This window comes from Polynucleobacter sp. HIN5, from assembly GCF_030297555.1.
GTDB lineage: Bacteria > Pseudomonadota > Gammaproteobacteria > Burkholderiales > Burkholderiaceae > Polynucleobacter.
Genome location: NZ_AP028136.1, coordinates 687,968 through 709,284 on the forward strand (window position 1 = coordinate 687,968; position 21,317 = coordinate 709,284).

The window sequence follows — 21,317 nt, forward strand, 5'->3', positions numbered from 1 at the left end:
GCATTGGCCAGCCGACCCTCTACCCGAAAACAAGACCCTGACTCGGCCTTGGTTGACGATATTCGTTTGCTGGGGCGCATTTTAGGGGATGTGATTCGGGAGCAAGAGGGCGTTGCAGTATTTAATTTGATTGAGCAGATTCGGGTCCTATCGGTCCGGTTTCATCGCCATGGTGATGAGAATGCCAATAAGGAGCTTAAGAAGCTTTTAAAAGGATTGAGTGCCGATGATGCAGTCAAGGTCATTCGTGCCTTTACCTACTTTAGTCACTTGGCAAATTTGGCAGAGGATCGTCATCAATTGCGACGTCAAGCCGCCCAAGAGCGTATTGCTAGCCAGCAGCCTGGCAGTATCGATTTGGCCTTAGAACGAATTCATGCGGCGGGTATTAGTAAAGCAACCATTGTTAAGACCCTAACTGATAGTTATTTGTCGCCCGTACTGACCGCGCATCCAACCGAGGTACAACGCAAAAGTATTTTGGATGCAGAGCGAAGCATTGCTCAATTATTACTAAATCGTGATCAGATTAAAGATCGAGCGAAAGCGTATCAACTCAAAAAAGACCTGCTATGCGAGCGTGAGCTTGCAGATAATGAATTACAAATCAAAGCACGCGTGATTCAGTTATGGCAAACCCGTTTATTACGCTACACCAAACTGAAGGTTGCCGACGAAATTGAAAATGCCTTGAGTTATTACGAGGCTACTTTTTTACGGGAGATCCCTAAGCTCTACGCTGAACTGGAAGACCGTCTTGGGCAACCGCATATTGCATCCTTTCTGCGGATGGGTCAATGGACCGGTGGCGATCGGGACGGCAATCCTAATGTCACTGCCCAAACCTTGGAATATGCCCTAAAACGGCAAGCTGAGATGATATTGCGGCACTACTTAACCGAAGTGCATTATTTGGGAACGGAGCTCTCTCTGTCCGGATTCTTGGTGGGCTTTCCAAAGGCCATGCAAGCCTTAGCGAATCGCTCCCCTGACGAGAATGAACATCGCATGGATGAGCCTTATCGGCGAGCCTTAACCGGGATTTACTCACGACTCGCTGCCACACTCAAACACTTAACCGGAGGCGACGCAGCACGACACGCCGTACCACCCCAAAATCCGTATCAAAGTGCCCAAGAATTCTTAGGTGATCTACAGATTATTGAGAGCTCACTGCGGTCTCACTCTGCTGAGGCGCTCATTAATCAACGCCTTCGAGCACTGATCCGTGCGGTTGAAGTATTTGGTTTTCACTTGGCGACCGTGGACTTACGTCAGAGCTCGGATCAGCATGAGGAGGTTCTGCAAGAGTTGTTGGCTGTCGCCAAGATTGAGAGTAACTACCGAGGTTTAGATGAGGCTGCTAAGCAGGCATTATTAATTCGCTTACTCAATGAAGCACGGCCACTGCAGGTGGTTGGCGCAGAGTATTCCCCGCACACGATGAGTGAGCTTGCCATTTTTGCCCTTGCCAAGGGCCTGCGTGAGCGTTTTGGTGCCGATGCGATCCGCCACTACATCATTAGTCATACCGAGACCGTCAGCGATTTGCTAGAGGTCATGTTGTTGCAAAAAGAGCTAGGTCTCATGCATGGTACCTTGGAGTCCAGGGCGCGCATTGATCTCATCACCGTACCCTTATTTGAAACCATTGAAGATCTTCGTCATGCAGCACCCATCATGCGGGATTTTTATGCCTTGCCTGGCATTGCCAATCTGGTGAAACGGTCAGGTGGCGAGCAAGACATTATGTTGGGCTATTCCGATAGCAATAAAGATGGCGGGATCTTTACCAGTAATTGGGAGCTGTACCGTGCTGAGATTGCTTTGGTCGAGCTCTTTGAGCGGCTAGCCAACAGTCACAACATCCAGCTGCGCTTATTTCATGGGCGCGGTGGAACAGTCGGGCGGGGTGGTGGCCCAAGCTATGAAGCCATTCTGGCGCAGCCGCCGGGAACGGTCAGGGGCCAAATTCGTTTGACGGAGCAGGGTGAGGTGATTGGCTCCAAATACGCGAATCCAGCGATCGGTCGACAAAATTTAGAGGCATTAATTGCAGCTACTCTTGAGGCTACTTTATTGCAGCCAACTAAGCCCGCAACACCCTTATTCCTCAAAACCGCTGCCCAGATTTCAGAGTCCAGTATGCGAGCCTACCGCCGCTTGATCTATGAAACCGAGGGCTTTGCCCAATACTTTTTTCAGGCCACACCAATTCGTGAGATTGCCGAGCTCAACATTGGTTCACGACCTGCATCACGCAAAGCGACCCAGCGCATCGAGGATCTTCGAGCCATTCCATGGGGCTTTAGTTGGGGCCAATGCCGTCTCACATTACCTGGTTGGTTTGGTTTTGGATCTGCCATTCACGAGTTATTGCACGACGCCAAGCCAAAAGAGCGCGCGACTAATTTAGCTTTATTAAAACGGATGTATCGTCAGTGGCCTTTTTTTCGAACCCTTTTATCGAACATGGATATGGCGCTATCTAAAGCAGATCTTGATCTGGCAGCTCTTTATAGTGATCTAGTTACGGATACACGCTTACGCAAGAAGATCTTTGCAGCCATGTGTGAGGAGTGGGATAAGACCATCGATGCACTCGTACAAATCACGGGGGAGAAGCAGCGACTTGCCAATAACCCAATCTTAGCCCGGTCCATTCGCCATCGTTTTCCTTATATCGACCCTTTGCATCATATTCAGGTTGAGTTGGTGAGGCGCTATCGTGCTGGGCAAAGCGATGAGCGGGTTAAGCGGGGTATCCACTTATCCATCAATGGCATTGCATCTGGGCTGCGTAATACGGGATGATTAAATTATTTGTGTTGATCACTAGGTAGTTCAGTACCGCACGCACGGCAATACTTATCACCTATATCGAGGTTATCTACCAAGCAGTTCGGACAAGTTCTTGGATCTAGATCTAGCCGATGGCGCCGCAGTGCCATCTCACTCGTTACGATCCCTGTGGGGACAGCCAATGTGCCCCAGCCCATCAGCATCATGGTTGATGCAATCAATTTACCCAAATCGGTCTTAGGCGTGATATCTCCAAAACCCACGGTGGTCATAGTAGTAATTGCCCAATAAATGCTGATTGGAATACTGGTAAAACCATGTTCTGGACCCTCAACCACATACATCAGCGTTCCCATCACCATCACAATCATTAGCACAACCGATAGAAACACCATGATTTTGCGCCGACTGGCAGCCAGGGCATTTGCTAGGTGGGTGTATTCCACCAAGAAACTGGTGAGCTTGAAGATTCGGAATATGCGCAGAAGTCGCAAGATGCGAACATCGATTAGCGAATGCAACTCTGGAAAGAAGAGCGCGAGGTAGGTGGGTAAAAATGCGATGAGGTCAATGATTCCAAAAAAGCTCAGCGCATATGTGCGTCGATTGGGAGCACAGTAGAGTCGCGCAAGGTATTCGATTGTAAAAATGAAGGTAAAAAACCACTCTAAGGCAAAGAGAATGGAGTGAAATTTGGCTGATATGCTTTGCACGCTATCGAGCACCACCACCAGAATGGAAACTAGAATGACAAAGATCAGGATTCGGTCAAAGAGCCGGCCGGCATGGGTATCGGACTCAAAAATAACCCGATACAAGGTCTCTTTCAGAGTCTGTTCTTCATGGATCTGAGGCTTAATGGTCATATCGGCCCTGGGGGTTCAAAACAATTAGAATAATGGTTTACCAAGTAATCATTAATTTAGCCTAAATAAGAAGGAATTTGCATGCCAGGCCTTTTGCCCAATGTAGACCCGGATGGTCTATTGGAATTCTCGGTAGTCTATACCGATCGTTCTTTGAATCACATGTCAGCGGAATTCAAAAAAGTTATTACTGATATTTCTGCAATTCTCAAGGATGTGTACAAGGCACACTCTGCTGTAGTAGTTCCTGGAAGCGGGACCTATGGCATGGAGGCAGTGGCAAGACAGTTTGCTCCTGGCAAAAAATGTTTAATTATTCGTAACGGCTGGTTCAGTTATCGTTGGACGCAAATTTTTGATCTCGAACAGTTCACCCAAGATATTCATGTCATTAAGGGTCGCCAAGTCGAACATACCACGCAAGGTGCCTATGCACCGCCTCCAATTGAAGAGGTTGTGGCTTTTATTCAAAAAGAAAAGCCAGACGTCGTATTTGCTCCCCATGTTGAAACGTCTGCCGGGATTATTCTGCCACCCGAGTATTTGCGCGCTATTGGCGATGCCGTGGAATCGGTTGATGGATTATTTGTATTGGATTGCATTGCCTCTGGTGCAATGTGGGTTGATATGAAGGCTAGCAAAGTAGACGTCTTAATTAGTGCCCCACAAAAGGGGTGGAGTAGCTCCCCGTGTTGTGCCTTGATTGGTCTCTCTGAGCGCGCACGGCAAAAAATTGAGCATACGCAAAGCAATAGTTTCTCAATTGATCTCAAAAAATGGTTGCAGATTATGGAGACTTATGAGAAGGGTGCGCATGTGTATCACACGACGATGCCAACCGATGCGCTCAAGATTCTGCGTAACGCCATGAAGGAAACCCAATCGCATGGATTTGACTACCTCAAGCAACAGCAGATTGAATTGGGCGCTCGCGTTCGAGCCCTAATGGTTGCTAAAGGGTTTCCAAGCGTAGCTGCTTCGGGTTATCAAGCGCCATGTGTCGTGGTGAGTTACACCACCGATCCAGATATGCAGTCCGGTAAGAAATTTATGGAGGTTGGGTTACAAACTGCGGCTGGCGTTCCATTGCAAGTGGGCGAGGGCCCCGAGTTTAGAACCTTCCGCATTGGATTATTTGGTCTCGAGAAGTTACTTCATATTGAGCGTGCCATCACGCATCTTGAAGCTGCGATGGACAAGATCACAGCAAAGTAATTACTTTTCGATCTTTAAGACAGCAAAGGCAGCCTGAAGGCGCTGGGGGTAAATCCCTTTAAGCGCCTTCACTTTTTCAGGGGTCCACGACCAAAACATAATTTGAGTTGTGATTCTTATTTGCTATCTGTCAGCCTGGATTGACAGGCTACTGCATCCAATTGGCTTGATAGCCAATGTCCTATACAGGTCAAGGCAAAGCAGCGCTGAAACTGGTATAAATGGGGCTTCGCTTTTTTAAAACCATTCCCAACTAAAACGACAGCGACAGACAAAATATGCTGAAACTTGACCAACATCCATCGGGTAGACATTTTTTACACATTCCAGGACCCAGTCCGGTTCCCTCAAGGATCTTACGTGCGATTAGTTATCAAACCATTGATCATCGTGGCCCAGAGTTTGGTGAGTTAGGCCTGCAATTATTGGCTGGTATGCAAACTATTTTTAAGACCAAGCACCCAGTGATCATTTATCCAAGCTCGGGAACTGGTGCGTGGGAGGGTGCTCTCGTAAATACTCTGTCTCCTGGTGATCTTGTCCTGATGTATGAGACCGGTCATTTTGCAACCCTTTGGAATAAGTTGGCCCAACGTTTAGGTATCAAAACTGAGTTTATCGGCTTACCCGGTGCTGAAGGTTGGCGTCATGGTGTTGATGCCGCCAAAATTGAAGAGCGCTTAAAGGCTGATACGGGCCATCAAATTAAGGCGGTCTGTGTGGTTCATAACGAGACTTCAACGGGTGTTACTTCCAATATCGCTGCGGTACGTAAAGCGATTGATGCGGCAAAACATCCTGCGCTTTTAATGGTCGACACCATCTCGGGTCTGGCCTCAGCGGATTTCCGTCATGACGAGTGGGGCGTTGATGTGACCGTGAGCGGCTCACAAAAGGGCTTGATGCTCCCACCAGGTATCGGATTTAATGCGATTTCTCCGAAAGCATTGGAAGCCAGTAAGCGTGCGACCTTGCCAAAAGCCTATTGGGCTTGGGATGAAATTCTGGAGTCTAATAAAACGGGTTATTGGCCCTCGACGCCTGCAACCAATTTACTCTATGGCTTGCACGAGGCGATTGAGATGATCTTGAACGAAGGTATGGACAATGTATTTGCTCGCCATCAGCGCCTTGCCAAGGCTTGCCGTGCTGCAGTTGAGGCATGGGGGTTAGAAGTGCAGTGTAAAGATCCTGCGGTTTACTCCCCGGTATTGACTGGTGTGCGCACCCCAGAAGGTGTCGATGCTGATGCCTTGCGTAAATTAATCTTTGAACGCTACAACCTATCCCTTGGTACAGGCTTGGGTAAGGTAAAAGGTCAGTTGTTCCGCATTGGACACTTGGGTGACTGCAATGAGTTGTCATTGCTTGCCGCCATCAGCGGTTGCGAAATGGGTATGAACCGGTTTGGCATCAAACTCAAAGGCAGCGGTATTCTTGCGGCCCAAGAGGCTTTGCAGTAACTACGATTGATTCAATTGTTTGCGTAGCGCTTCGATCTCCTCGAGGAGGTCAAGCGCCAAAGCAACGCCTGGGGTATTCACTTCCAGATCTCGCACTAAACGGCTAGCGATCTTGGCGCGACGCAACGAATGCCCCGTAAAGCGCCATTCACTCTGGCTCGAGCCTTGCGGCTGAAGCACGCCCTCGGCGACCCATTCTTCTATATGCGTATGGGTAATTGAGCATGCTTGGCAGATTTCAGTCACGGTCAAATGCAGTTGTTCTTCAACGACTACACCCTCTAGTAACACTGAACGATTTGTACTCATATCGATTGCTCCTAACCGTTTGCACGTGGATTAAATGCAGCAAATGACTTTGCCATTGCTTGATAAGCCTCTTTATCTGAATCAGAGGCGGCTGGAGGGGTAACCAGCCGAATGGCTGCGTAAAGATCACCTGGCTCTTGACTCGGAATGCCTTTGCCCTTGAGACGGAGTTTCTTGCCCGCCATGGTATTGGCTGGTATGTTCAATTCAACTTTACCGGTGGGAGTGGGGAGATCGACGGTCGCTCCTAATGCTGCCTCCCAGGGAGCAAGGTTTAACTCCACCGTCACGTCCTTGCCATCAACCTTAAACAGGCTGTTTGGTTTGATCACAATCTCTAAATAGAGATCACCCGCTTTGCCATTCCCAAATCCTGGACTTCCTTGCCCGGCGAGGCGCAAATGTTGACCGTTTCGAATACCTTTTGGTATTTTGACCTCTAAGGTCCGCTCTTGCATGCGTAGATGACCTTGCTCATCCAGCGCAGGCATTTTGAGTCCAATACTTCGTTGCGCACCCAGATACGAATCAACTAAATCAATCTCGATCTTAGCGTGGTGATCTTCACCCGGAATATTGAACTGTGCGCTTTGTTGATTGGCTTGTTGGGCGCGGCGTCCAAAAATGGATTCGAAGAACTCGCTATGGTCTGGATTAGCACCATCGCCCCAACCATTGCCCCGAAACTCATAACCGGAGTCCCAGTTGGGTGGGGGATTAAAGCCTTGACCACCTGACCAGTTGCTACCCATCTGATCATAGGCCGCTTTTTTCTCAGGATCTTTCAAAACGGCATAGGCCTCACCGATTTCCTTAAAGCGCTTTTCGGCATCCGCCTCTTTACTGACGTCAGGGTGATATTTGCGCGCCAGCTTGCGATAGGCCTGTTTAATTTGATCAGGTGTTGCAGCTCGTTCAAGGCCGAGTATTTTGTAATAGTCTTGGTATTCCATGAATGCACAAAGGAAGTCAATCAATAAGCTTCATTTTAATCGGATTAAACCATTCAGTAGAATGGGTATATGCCTGAAATTGATCCTTTAACTGCTGACGATGATTTACCACCTAGTAAATCAGAGCTCAAACGTCAAATGGCCGAGCGCCAAAAATTAGCTGAGGCTTTAAGCACCCTCACAAGTGATGCATTAAAGTCGATTCCAATCGATGAAGACTTGCGTGATGCGATTGCAGAAACGTCACGCGTTCGCTCTTTTGAGGGAATTCGGCGCCATAAGCAATACCTTGGTAAACGGATGCGCGCATTATCGGATGAGGATATTGCGGCCATTAAGAGGCAGCTTGAAGTGATTGAGGGGCCTGGTCGGGTCGAAACCGCAAAGTTACATCGCCTAGAGCGCCTACGTGAGCGCTTATTGCAAAGTGATGAGGCCCTGCAAGAACTTATTACCGAACATCCCACGCTCGATATTCAGAATATTCGTACTCTTATTCGTAATGCGAAGAAGGAGCGAGAGGCTAACAAACCTCCAAAAGCCTATCGCGAGATTTTTCAATACCTAAGAGAGCTTGAGGCCTAAATGAATAAAATCAAACAGGATCGTGGCGAAATCTACGTATTGATCCAGGCGGTCTTATTGATCGCGTTATTTTTTGGCCCCGCCGATCTCTTTGGCAAGCCAGAAACTGTTTATTACCCGCTATGGTTGGCTGGAAGAGCTCTTTTTTATTTAGGATTGGGCATTGCGCTCTGGGCTGCCATTGCCTTGGGGCCCAATCTCACCCCAATGCCAAAACCTAAGCGCAATGGTGAGTTGATCCAGACAGGGATTTATAAGCTGGTTCGGCACCCGATTTATTTTGGGGTGATTCTATTGAGCTTTGGCTGGGCAGCAACCCTACAAAGTTGGTATACCCTAGCCGTTGCAATTGCTCTACTCATCTTTTTTGATCTGAAGTCCCGCAAAGAAGAGGAGTGGCTACTGGAAAAATTTCCGAGCTATCAAGACTATCAACAACGCACCAAGAAACTGATCCCACTGATCTACTAAGTGACTATCCGATTCATTTAAGCGCTTTATACCCCGGTGTTTTATTGGAACGATTCTGGATGGCTTTAATGAATGCGATCAGCGTTTTATTACGCCTGAACTCTGGTTTCATGGCGAGATAAAACGTTTCGGTCTCAAGTGGAATGAAGTGCAACTTATACTCTTTGGCGATGTATTGCAAACCAATTCCGACATCGGCTTGTTCAGCTAAGATGCTGGTCGCAACAGCGCTATGGGTAAACTCCTCGTGACCATATCCTTTAATTAACTTAGTCTTCAGACCTTCGCGTTCTAAGAGTCGATCAAGCAAGAGGCGCGTACCCGCACCCTTTTGTCGATTAATCATGCGTACCTCGGGCCGAGCCAGATCTCGGATGGATTGAATCCTCAGCGGATTGCCTTTTGCTAACAATAATCCTTGAACGCGCTGCATTAAGGGGACGGTCACCAGACCAGCACGGCGCAGATGATCTTCGATGGCTTTAATTTCACCTGGATCCGATACATGAAAACCTGCAATACTTGCTTTGTTCTCGATCAGTCGATCGAGTGCATGCCCCGACCCCATTGTTTTATAGTCAATTTCATCAAATTTTGAATGAATTTGCTCAATGAGTGGGTCGTTACTAGTACAAAAAATATAACGATCAAGGATTTTTTCTAGATGCTTAGAGAGCTTTTCGCCAATATCCGCAGCTAAGCGCTGAGCCTCACTAGAAAGCTGTAAATCCAAGCGATCGAGCGAATGAATTAGTAATTGGCCGGCGGGAGTAATTCTGGAACCGTGCCCCTTAATCCGTTCTAATAGCTTACAGCCCAGTTCTTGCTCAGCCTCTCGCAGTTCATTCCAAACCGTTCGATAGGAGACATTGAGGTCCTTTGCAGCGGCTGCAAGGGTACGCCCCTGATCCACACTGCGCAACAAATTACCAATATGCGTTAAGTCGAGGGTACGCTGATGGTAATTTGGGGTCTTCAGGAGGAGGGTGGGCTGGATCACGAGCTTCATATGAATATTTTTGCATATTGATTATTTAAATCGATCTCTTGATGATAAAACGTTTTCAAATAACTATTGATCATCATGAAAAATCTCCGTTCCATTGTTTCGGTATTAACTCTTTCATTCTTGCTTTCTACGGCTGCGTATGCACAAAAGAGCATCGTAGTTTCATCGACGACCTCGACGGAGCAATCGGGTTTATTTGGTCATATCCTGCCGCCCTTTGAGAAGAAGACCGGGATTCAAGTAAAAGTGGTTGCTGTGGGAACGGGGCAGGCCCTGGACATTGGTCGTCGTGGGGATGCTGATGTGGTATTTGTTCACGACAGGGTCGCTGAAGAAAAATTTGTTACCGAAGGGTTCGCCGATAAACGGATTGAAGTGATGTACAACGACTTTGTACTCATTGGTCCAAAGAGTGATCCAGCAAAAATTGCCGGTGGCAAAGACATTCAAGCGGCGCTTAAGAAAATCGCTGACAGTAAGTCAACCTTTGTATCGCGAGGTGACAAGAGTGGTACCCATGCCGCTGAGTTGCGGTATTGGAAGGGTGCGGATATCGCAGTATCAGCTAATTTGCCTTGGTATAAAGAAACTGGATCTGGCATGGGTCCTGCATTAAATACAGCATCCGGCATGAATGGTTATATCTTATCGGACCGGGCAACGTGGCTTACCTTTAAGAACCGCGGTGATCTAGCTATTTTGGTGCAAGGCGATCCTAAGCTCTTTAATCAGTATGGTGTGATGCTAGTGAGCTCAGCCAAATACCCCAATGTCAAAAAAGCCGAAGGCCAGGCATTTGTGGACTGGATTACCTCGAAAGAAGGTCAAGATTCGATAGCTTCCTACAAAGTAGGCGGTGAGCAGCTATTTTTTCCAAACGCGAAGAAGTAACCTAGTAGGTACCAGGCACCAAAATATCGTTGGTGACATTATGGATATCACGGTGGCCAGTAAATGCCATCGTGAGATCCAGTTCCTTATGAATAATCTCTAAGCATTTGGTTACGCCTGGGCCGCCCATGGCACCAAGACCATAGAGGAACGAGCGACCAATCATCGTACCGCGTGCACCTAATGCCCACGCTTTAAGAACGTCTTGACCTGAACGAATGCCACCATCCATCCAAACCTCGATATCGTTACCAACCGCGTCGACGATCGGTGGTAGTGCCTGAATACTCGACATTGCACCATCGAGCTGTCGACCGCCGTGATTGGAGACCACAATCGCATCCGCACCTGATCCAACTGCCGCACGCGCATCCTCTGGATCCAAAATACCTTTAATAATCAGTTTGCCGTCCCAGTGTTTTTTAATCCACTCAACGTCACCCCAATTGAGGCCGGGATCAAACTGTTCGGCAGTCCATGATGACAAGGAGGACATATTCCCTACACCCGTGGCATGACCAACAATATTTCGGAAGGTGCGGCGTGGCGTTTGTAGCATCCCCATGCACCAACGCGGCTTGGTCATCATATTGATGATGTTTGGAATCGTGAGTTTCGGTGGTGCGCTTAAACCATTTTTAATATCTTTGTGACGCTGACCTAAAATTTGCAAGTCCAAGGTGAGTACGAGTGCCGAACATTTGGCAGCCTTAGCCCGCTCAATCAAGCGTTCAATAAAACCACGATCTTTCATGACGTAGAGTTGGAACCAAAATGGTTTCGTGGTTCGTTCAGCCACATCTTCAATCGAGCAAATACTCATGGTTGATAAACAGAAGGGGACACCAAATTTCTCAGCAGCCTGTGCAGCCAAAATTTCCCCATCGGGGTACTGCATACCGGTTAAGCCGGTGGGTGCCAAAGCAACTGGCATCGCCACCTCTTGGCCGACCATGGTCGTCTTGGTGGTGCGATTTTGCATATTGACAGCCACCCGTTGGCGTAACTTAATCTTCTGAAAATCCGATTCGTTTGCCCGGTAAGTAGACTCGGTCCATGAACCAGAATCCGCATAGTCATAGAACATTTTGGGGGTGCGTTTTTGATGGAGAACGCGCAGATCTTCAATATTGGTAATAATGGGCATGATGAGTTCTTCTCAGGTTAATACGATTGACTGTATCGGACAGACTAACGATTTGTCTATTATGAATGATCCTAACTAAACCCTAAGCCCCAAGATGAAACCATCCGTACTAGCCTTTGATGTATTTGGAACTGTAGTCGATTGGCACGGCTCGATTGCGGCTGAGGTCGCCCAACTGATTCCCCAGATAGACCCTATTGCATTTGCAAGCGCCTGGCGGTCTGGCTATAAGCCTGCTATGGCTCGAGTTCGTAGTGGCGAGTTGGGCTGGACTCGGATTGACGATCTGCATCGGATGATTTTGGATCAGGTGCTAGATGATCTAAAAATTGATCATCTAACCGAAGCCCAAAAGAAGCGTCTCAATCTCGCCTGGCATCGTTTAAAACCATGGCCAGATACGGTGCGCGGTTTAACGCTCCTAAAACAAGACTTTACGATCGTGACTCTGTCAAATGGTAATTTAGGTTTGCTTGCCAATATGGCAAAAAATGGCGGCTTACCTTGGGATCTGATTCTCTCCGCTGAGGTATTTCGGCACTACAAGCCCGATCCAGAAACCTATCTGGGTGTTTGCCAAACCTTTGATCTAGAGCCCCACGATGTGATGCTAGTTGCTGCTCACAAGGACGATTTGGAGGCCGCTCACGCGTGTGGCTTGCAAACGGCATTTATTGAACGCCCTCATGAGTTTGGGCCAAAGATAACCCGAACAGACCTTGGGCAAGAGTCCTGGACGACCTACCACGCCAAAGACTTTATCGACCTATCAGCGCAACTCAAAGCCGCCTCGTAAAATAATGATCTAGATCAAACCTAAGTCCGAAGAAAAGATCATACTGAGAAAATAAACGGAGAATCCTATGGCAAACCTAACCATTGAAATTGAGAACCTAAAATGCGGCGGTTGTGAGAACACCATCGTAAAAGGCTTAAAAGCGATTACGGGTGTTCAAGCGGTGACAGTCGATCATGCAAACAGAGCCGTTGTTCTGGATGCAGACTCTCGTTTGCGCCAGCAGATTGTCGATAAGTTGCTAAGTATGGGCTACCCAGAAAAGGGTTCTGTAGCAGGTCTTGATAAAGGAATTGCAACCGCTAAATCATTTGTGAGTTGCGCGATCGGCCGCATTAGCTAAGTGGTCCATCAATCGGCTAAGATGCCAGGATGTTTCATATTGACATCATTGGCTATTTAGCTGCGTTACTGACCACTTTCTCTTTTCTTGTTCAGGCCATTCAATCTTGGCGAACAAGAGACCTCTCAGGCATTTCGGTGGGCATGTACAGTATGTTTACTCTAGGGGTGGCATTATGGCTAATCTATGGAATTGTGATTGAGAGTTGGCCTCTTATCGTGACCAATGCTTTAACTTTCTTATTTGCCCTGAGCATCTTGCTCATGAAATTGAAACAAATGTCAAAATAGTAGAGTGCGCACTGTTATGACTCAATTTTGATAATGAAAATTCTTAAAATGCTTGTACTCTTGATCGTATTGGCGATAGCGATTGCAATCGGCGTCGCGTATTACACCGCCAGCAAATTAGATGGGTATGTGAAGCGCTCGATCGAGAACTATGCCACGCAATCTTTAGGTACCAAGGTAACTGTTGGCGAGGTTAATCTGAGTCTGCGTCAAACCCAAGCAACCATTCGTAATCTTGAGGTTGCCAACCCCCCGGGTTTTGATGGAGCTCATGCATTTAAAGCCGGAACGATTGAGATTGTGTTAAACCCGAAAGAATCCAAACTAGACTCTGTGGTGATTGATCGAGTGCTCTTGAACCAGCCCAGTGTTCGGTATGTCAAAACGAAAGACACTGACAATCTATCGGTTCTACAAAATAATGCTAGGCAATATAGCGCAGCCAATCAAAAAGAAGATGCTCAAAGCAAAGCTGGTAAAGCTGGTGATTCTAAGCAGCCACGCATTCTTATTAAGCAGTTTGATATTCAGGGGGCAGATCTGGTGTATCAGGATATGCGAATCTTAGGAACAAACGTTAACCTCAAATTGGAGGATATTCAGATCGTAAATATCGATACTGGTAAAGATGGTGCAGGAACCAAAGAGGCGGTCGGAAAAATCATTGATGCCATTATTCCAGTCGTTAAGAATGCGGCTCTAAAAAGTGTCAATACCTATTTAAACATCGCCACTGATACGTTGCGCGATGTCACTGGTAGTGCTCAGCAACTTGGCAAAGATGCCGTCACCACCATCAAGAAGCTTTTTCAAAAATAACCAAGATAAACCGATGACTCTTAATGCATACAACGGACGCCTGACCTCACTTTCGCACGGAGGTGGCTGCGGCTGCAAAATTGCACCGGGGGTCTTAAGCGATATCTTACGAGCTTCGCCCCTCAAAATGATTCCACCCGCTTTGTTGGCGGGCTCAGAAAATAATGAGGATGCAGCGGTTTATCAAATCAATGAGCATCAAGCGATTGTGGCCACTACGGATTTCTTCATGCCTATCGTTGATGATCCCTTTGACTTTGGTCGAATCGCGGCCACCAATGCGATCTCAGACATCTATGCGATGGGTGCTCAACCCTTATTTGCTCTCGCATTACTTGGTATGCCAATTAATGTATTGCCTCTAGAGGTGATTCAAAAGATCATCGCGGGCGGTGAGTCGGTATGCCATGCGGCAGGTATTCCGATTGCTGGTGGGCATTCGATTGATACGGTTGAGCCCATTTACGGCTTGGTCGCGATTGGTATCGTCGATCCAGCGAACGTGAAGCGCAATAGCGGTGCTCAAGCAGGGGATGCGATTATCCTGAGTAAACCCCTAGGGGTTGGTATTTTGAGTGCCGCCCTAAAGAAAGAGCGTTTGTCAGCCAAGGGGTATGAGTCAATGATTGCCTATACTACTCAGCTAAATCAGCCTGGCATCGCGCTCTCGAAAATGCCAGAAGTTCATGCCTTGACGGATGTCACAGGCTTTGGCTTGGCAGGACATCTTTTGGAGATGAGTCGCGGGGCAAACCTGAGAGCCTATCTGAACTGGCGTGATATTCCAGTCATTGCCGAGGCAGTGGAGTTTGTTAAAGCGGATATCTATACCGGCGCCTCAACCCGAAATTGGCAGGCCTATGGCGGGGAGGTTTCGTTTAGCTCAGACATCCAACCCTGGCAACAGCATTTAATCACCGATCCGCAAACCAGTGGTGGGTTACTGATTGCTTGCGCACCGGAGGCCAAGGATCAGGTTCTGGATTTACTCCATCGCTCGGGGTTTCATGAGGCTAAGGCAATTGGCCATTTTGGGAGTGGTCAAGGCCTTGCTATGACCTAGGAACTAGGCTGGGTCTCGGTCTCACCAATTGCCATAAAACTAGCTACAATCAACATTCATTAGAAAGTAAAGGCCTCACCATGAAAAACCAGAGTTTTGTAGCATGTTTTCAGTCCTTCATGCAAAGCATGATGGGTTCCCCAATGAAGCGGGGCGAATGGTTTTTGCAGCTGATGATCGATAAGCGTGATGAGCGCTTGCGTAAAAAGATCTACTAATCATAGTTTGATCGAATGCGATCAACCGCGACTCAATGGGGCACACACTTAGCGGTGTGCCTTTTTGTTTTACCCATCAGCGTATCGGCAGCCGGTCTTGCGGATGTAGTTGGTGAAGGGCAGATTCGGTTTCTCAAAACCAAGCCTGATCCGAACTCATATACCTACGAATCGAAGGTAACTATTCTAGAGACCAGTCTTGATTCTGGCTTAGTGCAAATCCAGACTTGCCACAAAAAATTGGATCCGATTCGCAAAGTGATCATTTTGTTTAATAAGGACCGTATCCGAGATATTCAAGTTCGGACCATGGATGGTATTGCGATGGCCGAAGTCAAAGACAATCGCGTCACCCTCAGTGAGGTGCAAAAAGGAGGATCGATTTGCATTGATTTGCAGTCCAAGGCGTTGGACTCACTCGGTAATGGCCTCTATCAACTCAATGCTGGCCCTTTGATGCGCAGACTCTTTGATGGCTATTTACCCATGACCGCAAACATGAAGTTCTCTTGGCCAGATAAACTGCTTGCCGTTCAAGAAACCAAACCAGCCACTCAAGATGGCGTTGATATTAAGTCTGCTAATGATGGCCTGGAGATGGACTTAGTGTTTGCCGGAAAGATGACTGCGCAGATCTTGCTAAAGCGCTCCGATTAAAGCCTAGAGCTTTTCACAGCGATACTGCTCGGAGCCAATGGCTAAGCGCGATTCGCTCTGAATTAGTTGCGCGATCGATGCCTTGACGTCGCCGACCTTGCAGCTCTCATCAAAGTAGCTGATTAGCCCAAGACTGCCACAAAAGCGTAACTGTTGATCGCCAAATTTCATGGTCGATTGCTGCAAGACCATGACCACCTTTTTGCTGGAGTCATTTTCGGGAATGCAGTTCCAGGTGGTGTAGTCGGCTTGGCCGCATGCCGAAAGTAGAAGAACTAGGGGAAGAAAGTAAAAAATGCGCATTTACAGGAAAATCGATAATTACATTAAAACTATTGTATGAGCCAAACCCTATTGCCGCTGACCCTCTTCTATGATGGTGCCTGTCCACTGTGTCAGGCAGAGATTCTTTATTTGCAAACCCGCAATCAACAGCAATTGCTTCAATTTGTCGATGTCAACAGCAGTGCATTCAACCCAGAGCGCGTCGGCGTTTCGTGCCAGGCGGCGCTTGATCAGATGGTTGGGCAAATTGAGGGGCAGGCCCCGATTCGTGGAGTCCCTGTCTTTGCAGAGGCTTATCGGCGTGCTAATTTACCCATTTTGGCTTGGTTATTTTCAAGAAAAATACTGAGACCCATCTTGAATCTTGCATATCGAATTTTTGCAAAGAATCGCCATGCGATATCAGGTGCCATCGGACCCTTCGCATTAAAACTGGTCAAACGGATGACTCAATCACCCCGATGACGTAGCGCATGATTTTGTTGGGCGATTGAGCATTCGCGAGGCCCAGGAATGACCCTGATGGTATCACCCGCTTGAATGCGTCCTCCCTGCAGTACGCGAAGGTACCAACCGCTGCGAGCGCCTTGGATCATTGCCTTAGCTACACTTGCAACCCCGGTCTTCGCTGTGAACTTATAGCAGGGCTCGCGTAATTTTGTAACACCACATTCAATGGCTCCAATGCGAAGGCGATCACCAACGTAGACATCATGCTCAGTAAGCCCACTAATGGTTAGGTTCTCGCCCAGGTAACCATGCTCTAAATGGATGGATTGGCCTTTGGCCTCAGAGAGTAGTGAGGACCAAAAGGGATAATGCTCTTGCGGATACATATAAAGGGCTTTTTCAGTCCCACCATGAACTTGAGGATCGGCTTGCTCATCACCAAAGACCCCAGTTGCAGTCACTTCAATTGCTTGGGGTTGAATGATGGTACTAACTGGAGTTTTGTTGATGGCCGATATGACCGTACGGAGGTCCTCCCCGTCACGAACCCACAGGGGTTTTACCAGCCCAGCACTAATGGTTTCTAGACGAATTGTCATAAGCCATTATGCCGAAGAAAGCCCCAAGCTCAAACTCGGGGCCACAGGGATTGACTTACTTCTTCTCGGCGCGAATCGATTGATCGCACTCGCGAATGCTATGGTTATAGTGCGGATGGTGATTATTTTTGTCGAGTGACGCTTTGCAATCGGCGATGGAATAACGCACATTCGCTTGATTGGAATTTGACATAAAGACTCCTTTATTGATGATTAAAAAAGTCAGGAAAAGTCCTGCGAAAGGAATATAGGGCTCTGCCCGTGAAAATTCAAGGGCGATCGATTAAGATCAAACGATGAACTGGTTAAAGAGGCTTCCCCCAACACGTCGAGAACCGCCTGGCTTTGAGTGGGTCATTTTGCGCTTTACGCCAAAGCTGATGTTCTATGGCACCTGCATATTTGTTATACCGCTTGCCATTTTGCAATACGGCATAGAGCCTAGCGGATCATCCAGGCTCTGGGAGCTCTATTTAATAGCGGGACTCATCTTCTTCTGGACGATGCTTTTCATTGCCGCTTTATGTGCCTTTATCGTGTATTTAATGAAAGGCCCAGCATTTGTTGCCGATGCGTACTACCTAGAGGATTCGGATTTACCAAAATGAAGGGTAGCGCAGGGGTCGGCACGTTCGATGCTGGGGCTAATCCAAACAAAATCATAGAGTTTGGCTAGCTCCGCCAGTGCTTTAGGGTTACGTCGATCCTCTTCAACAAAACCAACACTCACACGTTTCTTAGAGGGCTCAAGAGACCTTAAAACTTGGGGCACCCCATAATCATTGCGAACATGGCCATTACCGGCAAACAGAATTGCAGGGGAATGGCGCATCATGACCTGCGCCATCGAGATGTCCGTCAAGCGCTGCACCCGAAACATGGGTTCTAAATACTGGGTGGGAAGCTTGCCACAATGCCCGTCGATCAAATCGTTCTCCAGACTGCGTTTTGCCTCACCTGTCAAAGCACTTTTTTGGTAATCCGATTCCATCGCAGCCGGGATGGACCCACCAGAGAAGATGGTTTTAGAAATTGAACGATCTAGATTGGAGCCATAGAGCGGTAAGCCAGATACCCGAATCGCTTCAAATAGGGGTTGATAGAGCTTCCATGGCCACGCTTTTGGGGAGAACCCTGCTTGCTCCAGCGACTGCAGAGTCGATCCAGTTAATCGGACTAATGGACCGGTTGGCAGATACTCAACAACCGCTGCATATTTTTTGCTAGTAATTGCAGCGATCAATTGACCGCGTGCTTCATGGTGATGGGGGTTATCGTGTAACTCACCCAACAAAACATAGTCAGCGCTGATCAGATGAGTAGCCAACTGTTCTTGATTAACGGGGGTTTGACTGCGAAGATCAATAATTGAGTTTGCAGTCGCAGTAATGCTCACAAGGAGAAGGTAGCAGCCTAGATAAATTTTATTAATGGTACTCATTAAGAATATTTCTTAAGCGCAGCAAAAAAACGTTGCCCCATCGGCGAAACAGGCTGATGAGGGACGCCGACTTGACCAGTTATTCGTTGGACTTCCTGGACTAGCTTGCGTCCAAACCCCATTAAGCGGTACATGGGTTGAACATAGATGTACTCAATAACACCGTTATTGGAATACCGGCAGTAAGCGATCGTGGTGTTTGGGTTTTTAATCCAGATCGTTTGTTGCTCAACTTCCATCGAGTAGTCCATAAGATTGACTGATTGCATTATTTCCTAAATCGCCTGTAGAATGAATCTGGATATTTTATGTTTAGTTTTGAATTCTAGTATTGCAAGCCAATTTGTATTGCCTAGCATTTATGTACCGAATAATAAAAATCGATCCCGTCAAAGAGCTGGTCTACGTTGCAGACGAACCGAAAGGGAAGTCCTTTGAGTTTTACTTCCCAAAACTCAGTGATGCTGTTTTCATTGAGGAATACACCTTAAAAGTAATGAGTAGTGACGGTCGCTACAAAATTATTTCATTGCTAGGCCGATAAGGCTTGGCATGCCGTTCTCACGCATTGAGCCGGGCCCAAATAATCAATTTATGCCCATCGAGGCTCAGTTGATATTAGATAGTTATCAGCATTTTCTAGGCAAGTCTTGCATTCAATTAACCAGCTCAATGAATATAGCGCAAATGCTTTATGAAGCCCCTTTTGCGGTAGTGGCGCATGATACGCGCGCAGACCCAATTTTTGCCTACGCCAATCGGATGGCTCAGAATGCATTTGAAATGACTTGGGCTGAAATCACATCGATTCCATCACGCCAGTCGGCAGAGCCGGTCTTACAAGAAGAGCGCCAATCCTTATTGCAGCGCGTGCAACAGTTTGGTTTTATCGATGATTACTCCGGAATTCGGATATCCAAAACTGGTCAACGGTTTGGATCCGCAATGCAACGGTATGGAATTTAATCGATACGAATGGTGTACGGGTGGGGTCAAGCTGCTCGTTTGATCACTGGGATTATTTACCAGCCTAAGGATCGCGCAGTTCCGAGGCTTGATCCTGAATTGCCAATTTGGCTTCATCCGTCATGCGTGCGAGATTGCGAACCTGCATCAGCATGCGCGGATTCTTACTCATGGCGCTTTCATGACGAATCAGAAAATCCCAATACAGCGTGGTAAATGGACAGGCGTTGGGACCAGTGGATTGATCGGGCTTAAATGCACAGTGCTTGCAATAGTTACTCATGCGATCAATGTATTTGCCAGTCGCAATGTAAGGCTTACTCGCCATTAACCTCCATCAGCAAACTGACTCATGCCAATGACATTAGGCAGCTCAACCCACTCAACGGCATCCACATACATACTTAGATACCACGCATGAATCTCCTTTGGGCTTGACACCAAGAAGTAGGGCGTAGAGACCGGTAACCATCAGGCGTTGAATATGGTGTGCATAGCCCGTACGCAAACTCTGAGTAATCGTTTGCGATAAACAATGCATTTGGGTATTACCGTCCCAGAAGAATGCGGGTAGCGGTTGATTAGCCCTTAACGCATTGAGTTCAAGGTACTTTGGCATATTCATCCAATAGATACCGCGAACATATTCGCGCCAGCCCTAAGATTTGACGAACAAAGCCCTCAACCGCGGCAATCGGTGCCCGACCTTGACGATAGGATTGTTCTGCGGCAGCCACTACCTCTTGAGCCGATAGCAACTTGAGATTTAGGGCACTTGCGATATGCGAATGAAATAACCATGGCTCATTAGTCCACATCGCGTCTTGGTACAAACCAAATTTTGGAAGACGATTTTGAATAAAGTCAGCCAAGACACGCAGAGCATCATGCCGATCGACCGGCCAGCCAAAGCCAGAGGTGCTTGCGGCAACAGAACCTGGATGGGATGCAAAGCGACTCTCAACTAGTTGAATCACCTCTTGGGTGAATGCGATCGGGCTTGAGACGCAGTGGCGGTGTATGGGTGGGGGACCCTCTTTGCCAAAGGAGGAACGATTCTCGGAATCAAAGTTCCATTCTCCCCCAACAGGTGCATCACCATCCATAGCACGCTATGCTTTTTCCGAAGCTCGCGATACCAATACTCCAACCGTAGTTGCTTACGACCTTTGGCATGTCAAAAAACTCGCGCACGGTCGAGAAAAAATACCGATCCTCACGGATTTCAAGTTCAATGCCGGTTTGCAATGACAGCTGTTTGATTTTCTCGAGAACCCGCCAATCTCCGGGGGCGGTCATGAGCAAACGGTTTGGCTTAGATTGGCCAATAACCTTTAAAAGCTCACCCTCAAGCGTTTGGTATTGCTAGGATCATCGAGCTTGCTGTAGTACAGGCTAATCTTTTCCTGATGCAGCGAATGTGCAAAATGCCGCATCGCACTAATAAATAACGCAATCCGTTGCTTTGAGGACCAAATGTGGGTGGATTCTTCATCCACTTCTGCCATCCACACCGCATCCTGCTTCACATCAAAGCCGTCAAATGCGCTCGCATCCCGGTTGAGCTGGTCGCCAAGAACGAGGATAAGGTTCCGCATGGCTTTTAAATCACAGATATTAAGATACGTTAATCATGAGATCAATTATCCTTGAAAGATTGATAACTTATTGTTAATGCG

The 21,317-nt window shown here is 47.5% G+C and carries 30 protein-coding genes and 1 pseudogene; 17 read left to right on the plus strand and 14 right to left on the minus strand.

All coding sequences use genetic code 11. The features are described 5' to 3' along the window. Positions 1-3: 3 nt before the first annotated feature. A complete protein-coding gene (gene ppc, locus QUE61_RS03610) occupies positions 4-2,814 on the plus strand; it encodes a phosphoenolpyruvate carboxylase (protein WP_286307736.1) in 2,811 nt (936 codons plus the stop codon). Between the two features lie 5 nt (positions 2,815-2,819). On the opposite strand, the gene QUE61_RS03615 is transcribed toward ppc, so the two are convergent. Beyond that, a complete protein-coding gene (locus QUE61_RS03615; protein ID WP_286307738.1) occupies positions 2,820-3,668 on the minus strand; it encodes an ion transporter in 849 nt (282 codons plus the stop codon). An 81-nt stretch (positions 3,669-3,749) separates the two neighbouring features. Here QUE61_RS03615 and QUE61_RS03620 point away from each other — a divergent pair, with 81 nt between their 5' ends. Both QUE61_RS03620 and QUE61_RS03625 read left to right on the plus strand, forming a co-directional pair. Then, positions 3,750-4,883: an alanine--glyoxylate aminotransferase family protein gene (locus QUE61_RS03620; protein WP_286307740.1), complete on the plus strand. Its 1,134-nt coding sequence runs from the start codon at positions 3,750-3,752 to the stop codon at positions 4,881-4,883. A 278-nt stretch (positions 4,884-5,161) separates the two neighbouring features. Next, positions 5,162-6,346, plus strand: a complete 1,185-nt coding sequence (locus tag QUE61_RS03625) for a pyridoxal-phosphate-dependent aminotransferase family protein (RefSeq protein ID WP_286224443.1) — start codon at positions 5,162-5,164, stop codon at positions 6,344-6,346. Here QUE61_RS03625 and QUE61_RS03630 read toward each other — a convergent pair whose 3' ends face one another. Next, positions 6,347-6,655: a chaperone modulator CbpM gene (locus QUE61_RS03630; RefSeq protein WP_108508183.1), complete on the minus strand. Its 309-nt coding sequence runs from the start codon at positions 6,653-6,655 to the stop codon at positions 6,347-6,349. An 11-nt stretch (positions 6,656-6,666) separates the two neighbouring features. Further along, entirely contained in the window at positions 6,667-7,608 is a 942-nt protein-coding gene (locus QUE61_RS03635) for a DnaJ C-terminal domain-containing protein (protein ID WP_286308263.1), read from the minus strand. A 69-nt stretch (positions 7,609-7,677) separates the two neighbouring features. Between QUE61_RS03635 and yjgA the strand changes: the two genes are divergently transcribed. Together yjgA and QUE61_RS03645 are read left to right on the plus strand one after the other, a co-directional pair. Further along, positions 7,678-8,193, plus strand: coding sequence for a ribosome biogenesis factor YjgA (yjgA, locus tag QUE61_RS03640; protein WP_286307742.1), 516 nt, complete (start codon positions 7,678-7,680; stop codon positions 8,191-8,193). Further along, positions 8,194-8,664: a methyltransferase family protein gene (locus QUE61_RS03645; RefSeq protein WP_286307744.1), complete on the plus strand. Its 471-nt coding sequence runs from the start codon at positions 8,194-8,196 to the stop codon at positions 8,662-8,664. Positions 8,665-8,677: 13 nt separating this feature from the next. Here the strand turns inward: QUE61_RS03645 and QUE61_RS03650 are convergent, their stop codons facing one another. Further along, on the minus strand, positions 8,678-9,673 hold the full coding sequence (locus QUE61_RS03650) for a substrate-binding domain-containing protein (RefSeq protein WP_286307746.1): 996 nt from the start codon (positions 9,671-9,673) through the stop codon (positions 8,678-8,680). Between the two features lie 75 nt (positions 9,674-9,748). Here QUE61_RS03650 and QUE61_RS03655 point away from each other — a divergent pair, with 75 nt between their 5' ends. Next, positions 9,749-10,564: an ABC transporter substrate-binding protein gene (locus QUE61_RS03655; RefSeq protein WP_286307749.1), complete on the plus strand. Its 816-nt coding sequence runs from the start codon at positions 9,749-9,751 to the stop codon at positions 10,562-10,564. 1 nt (position 10,565) lies between these two features. Here QUE61_RS03655 and QUE61_RS03660 read toward each other — a convergent pair whose 3' ends face one another. After that, the gene (locus QUE61_RS03660) at positions 10,566-11,711 is read right to left on the minus strand and encodes an alpha-hydroxy acid oxidase (RefSeq protein WP_286307751.1); all 1,146 of its coding nucleotides are present in this window, start codon (positions 11,709-11,711) and stop codon (positions 10,566-10,568) included. Between the two features lie 94 nt (positions 11,712-11,805). Here QUE61_RS03660 and QUE61_RS03665 point away from each other — a divergent pair, with 94 nt between their 5' ends. From QUE61_RS03665 to QUE61_RS03695, 7 genes are all read left to right on the plus strand, one after another. After that, positions 11,806-12,507: a haloacid dehalogenase type II gene (locus QUE61_RS03665; protein WP_286307752.1), complete on the plus strand. Its 702-nt coding sequence runs from the start codon at positions 11,806-11,808 to the stop codon at positions 12,505-12,507. A 67-nt stretch (positions 12,508-12,574) separates the two neighbouring features. Further along, positions 12,575-12,850: a heavy-metal-associated domain-containing protein gene (locus tag QUE61_RS03670; protein WP_286307754.1), complete on the plus strand. Its 276-nt coding sequence runs from the start codon at positions 12,575-12,577 to the stop codon at positions 12,848-12,850. A gap of 29 nt (positions 12,851-12,879) precedes the next feature. Beyond that, positions 12,880-13,140, plus strand: a complete 261-nt coding sequence (locus QUE61_RS03675; protein WP_286227265.1) for a SemiSWEET transporter — start codon at positions 12,880-12,882, stop codon at positions 13,138-13,140. Between the two features lie 33 nt (positions 13,141-13,173). Continuing rightward, positions 13,174-13,959 carry a DUF748 domain-containing protein gene (locus QUE61_RS03680; protein WP_286307756.1) on the plus strand — a complete coding sequence of 262 codons (786 nt, stop codon included), beginning with the start codon at positions 13,174-13,176 and terminating at the stop codon, positions 13,957-13,959. Positions 13,960-13,972: 13 nt separating this feature from the next. After that, positions 13,973-15,022, plus strand: coding sequence for a selenide, water dikinase SelD (gene selD / locus QUE61_RS03685; protein ID WP_286307757.1), 1,050 nt, complete (start codon positions 13,973-13,975; stop codon positions 15,020-15,022). An 80-nt stretch (positions 15,023-15,102) separates the two neighbouring features. Further along, on the plus strand, positions 15,103-15,240 hold the full coding sequence (locus QUE61_RS03690) for a hypothetical protein (protein ID WP_286307759.1): 138 nt from the start codon (positions 15,103-15,105) through the stop codon (positions 15,238-15,240). 15 nt (positions 15,241-15,255) lie between these two features. Beyond that, positions 15,256-15,897, plus strand: coding sequence for a hypothetical protein (locus QUE61_RS03695; RefSeq protein WP_286307762.1), 642 nt, complete (start codon positions 15,256-15,258; stop codon positions 15,895-15,897). A 3-nt stretch (positions 15,898-15,900) separates the two neighbouring features. On the opposite strand, the gene QUE61_RS03700 is transcribed toward QUE61_RS03695, so the two are convergent. Next, entirely contained in the window at positions 15,901-16,200 is a 300-nt protein-coding gene (locus QUE61_RS03700; protein WP_286307764.1) for a hypothetical protein, read from the minus strand. Between the two features lie 36 nt (positions 16,201-16,236). Between QUE61_RS03700 and QUE61_RS03705 the strand changes: the two genes are divergently transcribed. Then, positions 16,237-16,647, plus strand: coding sequence for a thiol-disulfide oxidoreductase DCC family protein (locus QUE61_RS03705; RefSeq protein ID WP_286307766.1), 411 nt, complete (start codon positions 16,237-16,239; stop codon positions 16,645-16,647). Here QUE61_RS03705 and QUE61_RS03710 read toward each other — a convergent pair. Together QUE61_RS03710 and QUE61_RS03715 are read right to left on the minus strand one after the other, a co-directional pair. Further along, positions 16,632-17,231, minus strand: coding sequence for an MOSC domain-containing protein (locus QUE61_RS03710; RefSeq protein ID WP_286307767.1), 600 nt, complete (start codon positions 17,229-17,231; stop codon positions 16,632-16,634). The genes QUE61_RS03705 and QUE61_RS03710 overlap by 16 nt on opposite strands. A gap of 55 nt (positions 17,232-17,286) precedes the next feature. Further along, the gene (locus QUE61_RS03715; RefSeq protein ID WP_286307769.1) at positions 17,287-17,424 is read right to left on the minus strand and encodes a hypothetical protein; all 138 of its coding nucleotides are present in this window, start codon (positions 17,422-17,424) and stop codon (positions 17,287-17,289) included. A gap of 103 nt (positions 17,425-17,527) precedes the next feature. On the opposite strand from QUE61_RS03715, the gene QUE61_RS03720 reads away from it, so the two are divergent. Continuing rightward, on the plus strand, positions 17,528-17,839 hold the full coding sequence (locus QUE61_RS03720) for a hypothetical protein (RefSeq protein ID WP_286307771.1): 312 nt from the start codon (positions 17,528-17,530) through the stop codon (positions 17,837-17,839). Here QUE61_RS03720 and QUE61_RS03725 read toward each other — a convergent pair. Together QUE61_RS03725 and QUE61_RS03730 are read right to left on the minus strand one after the other, a co-directional pair. After that, positions 17,809-18,672: a ChaN family lipoprotein gene (locus tag QUE61_RS03725; RefSeq protein WP_286307772.1), complete on the minus strand. Its 864-nt coding sequence runs from the start codon at positions 18,670-18,672 to the stop codon at positions 17,809-17,811. The two genes, QUE61_RS03720 and QUE61_RS03725, sit on opposite strands and share 31 nt — an antisense overlap. Further along, positions 18,672-18,911, minus strand: a complete 240-nt coding sequence (locus QUE61_RS03730) for a GNAT family N-acetyltransferase (RefSeq protein WP_286307774.1) — start codon at positions 18,909-18,911, stop codon at positions 18,672-18,674. The genes QUE61_RS03725 and QUE61_RS03730 overlap by 1 nt, the downstream gene beginning before the upstream one ends. Positions 18,912-19,033: 122 nt before the next feature. On the opposite strand from QUE61_RS03730, the gene QUE61_RS03735 reads away from it, so the two are divergent. Both QUE61_RS03735 and QUE61_RS03740 read left to right on the plus strand, forming a co-directional pair. Further along, on the plus strand, positions 19,034-19,216 hold the full coding sequence (locus tag QUE61_RS03735; protein ID WP_159074887.1) for a hypothetical protein: 183 nt from the start codon (positions 19,034-19,036) through the stop codon (positions 19,214-19,216). Positions 19,217-19,224: 8 nt separating this feature from the next. Next, positions 19,225-19,638, plus strand: a complete 414-nt coding sequence (locus QUE61_RS03740) for an MEKHLA domain-containing protein (protein ID WP_286307776.1) — start codon at positions 19,225-19,227, stop codon at positions 19,636-19,638. Between the two features lie 64 nt (positions 19,639-19,702). Here QUE61_RS03740 and QUE61_RS09520 read toward each other — a convergent pair whose 3' ends face one another. The 4 genes and pseudogenes from QUE61_RS09520 to QUE61_RS09535 all read right to left on the minus strand — a co-directional run bounded on the left by QUE61_RS09520 (position 19,703) and on the right by QUE61_RS09535 (position 21,236). After that, on the minus strand, positions 19,703-19,966 hold the full coding sequence (locus tag QUE61_RS09520) for a hypothetical protein (RefSeq protein WP_353506495.1): 264 nt from the start codon (positions 19,964-19,966) through the stop codon (positions 19,703-19,705). 54 nt (positions 19,967-20,020) lie between these two features. Next, positions 20,021-20,257 carry a hypothetical protein gene (locus QUE61_RS09525; protein ID WP_353506496.1) on the minus strand — a complete coding sequence of 79 codons (237 nt, stop codon included), beginning with the start codon at positions 20,255-20,257 and terminating at the stop codon, positions 20,021-20,023. Beyond that, positions 20,241-20,744: a cryptochrome/photolyase family protein gene (locus QUE61_RS09530; protein WP_353506497.1), complete on the minus strand. Its 504-nt coding sequence runs from the start codon at positions 20,742-20,744 to the stop codon at positions 20,241-20,243. Before QUE61_RS09530 ends, QUE61_RS09525 begins: the two co-directional genes overlap by 17 nt. Next, a pseudogene (locus QUE61_RS09535) lies at positions 20,734-21,236 on the minus strand (cryptochrome/photolyase family protein). Before QUE61_RS09535 ends, QUE61_RS09530 begins: the two are co-directional and overlap by 11 nt. Positions 21,237-21,317: the final 81 nt, after the last annotated feature.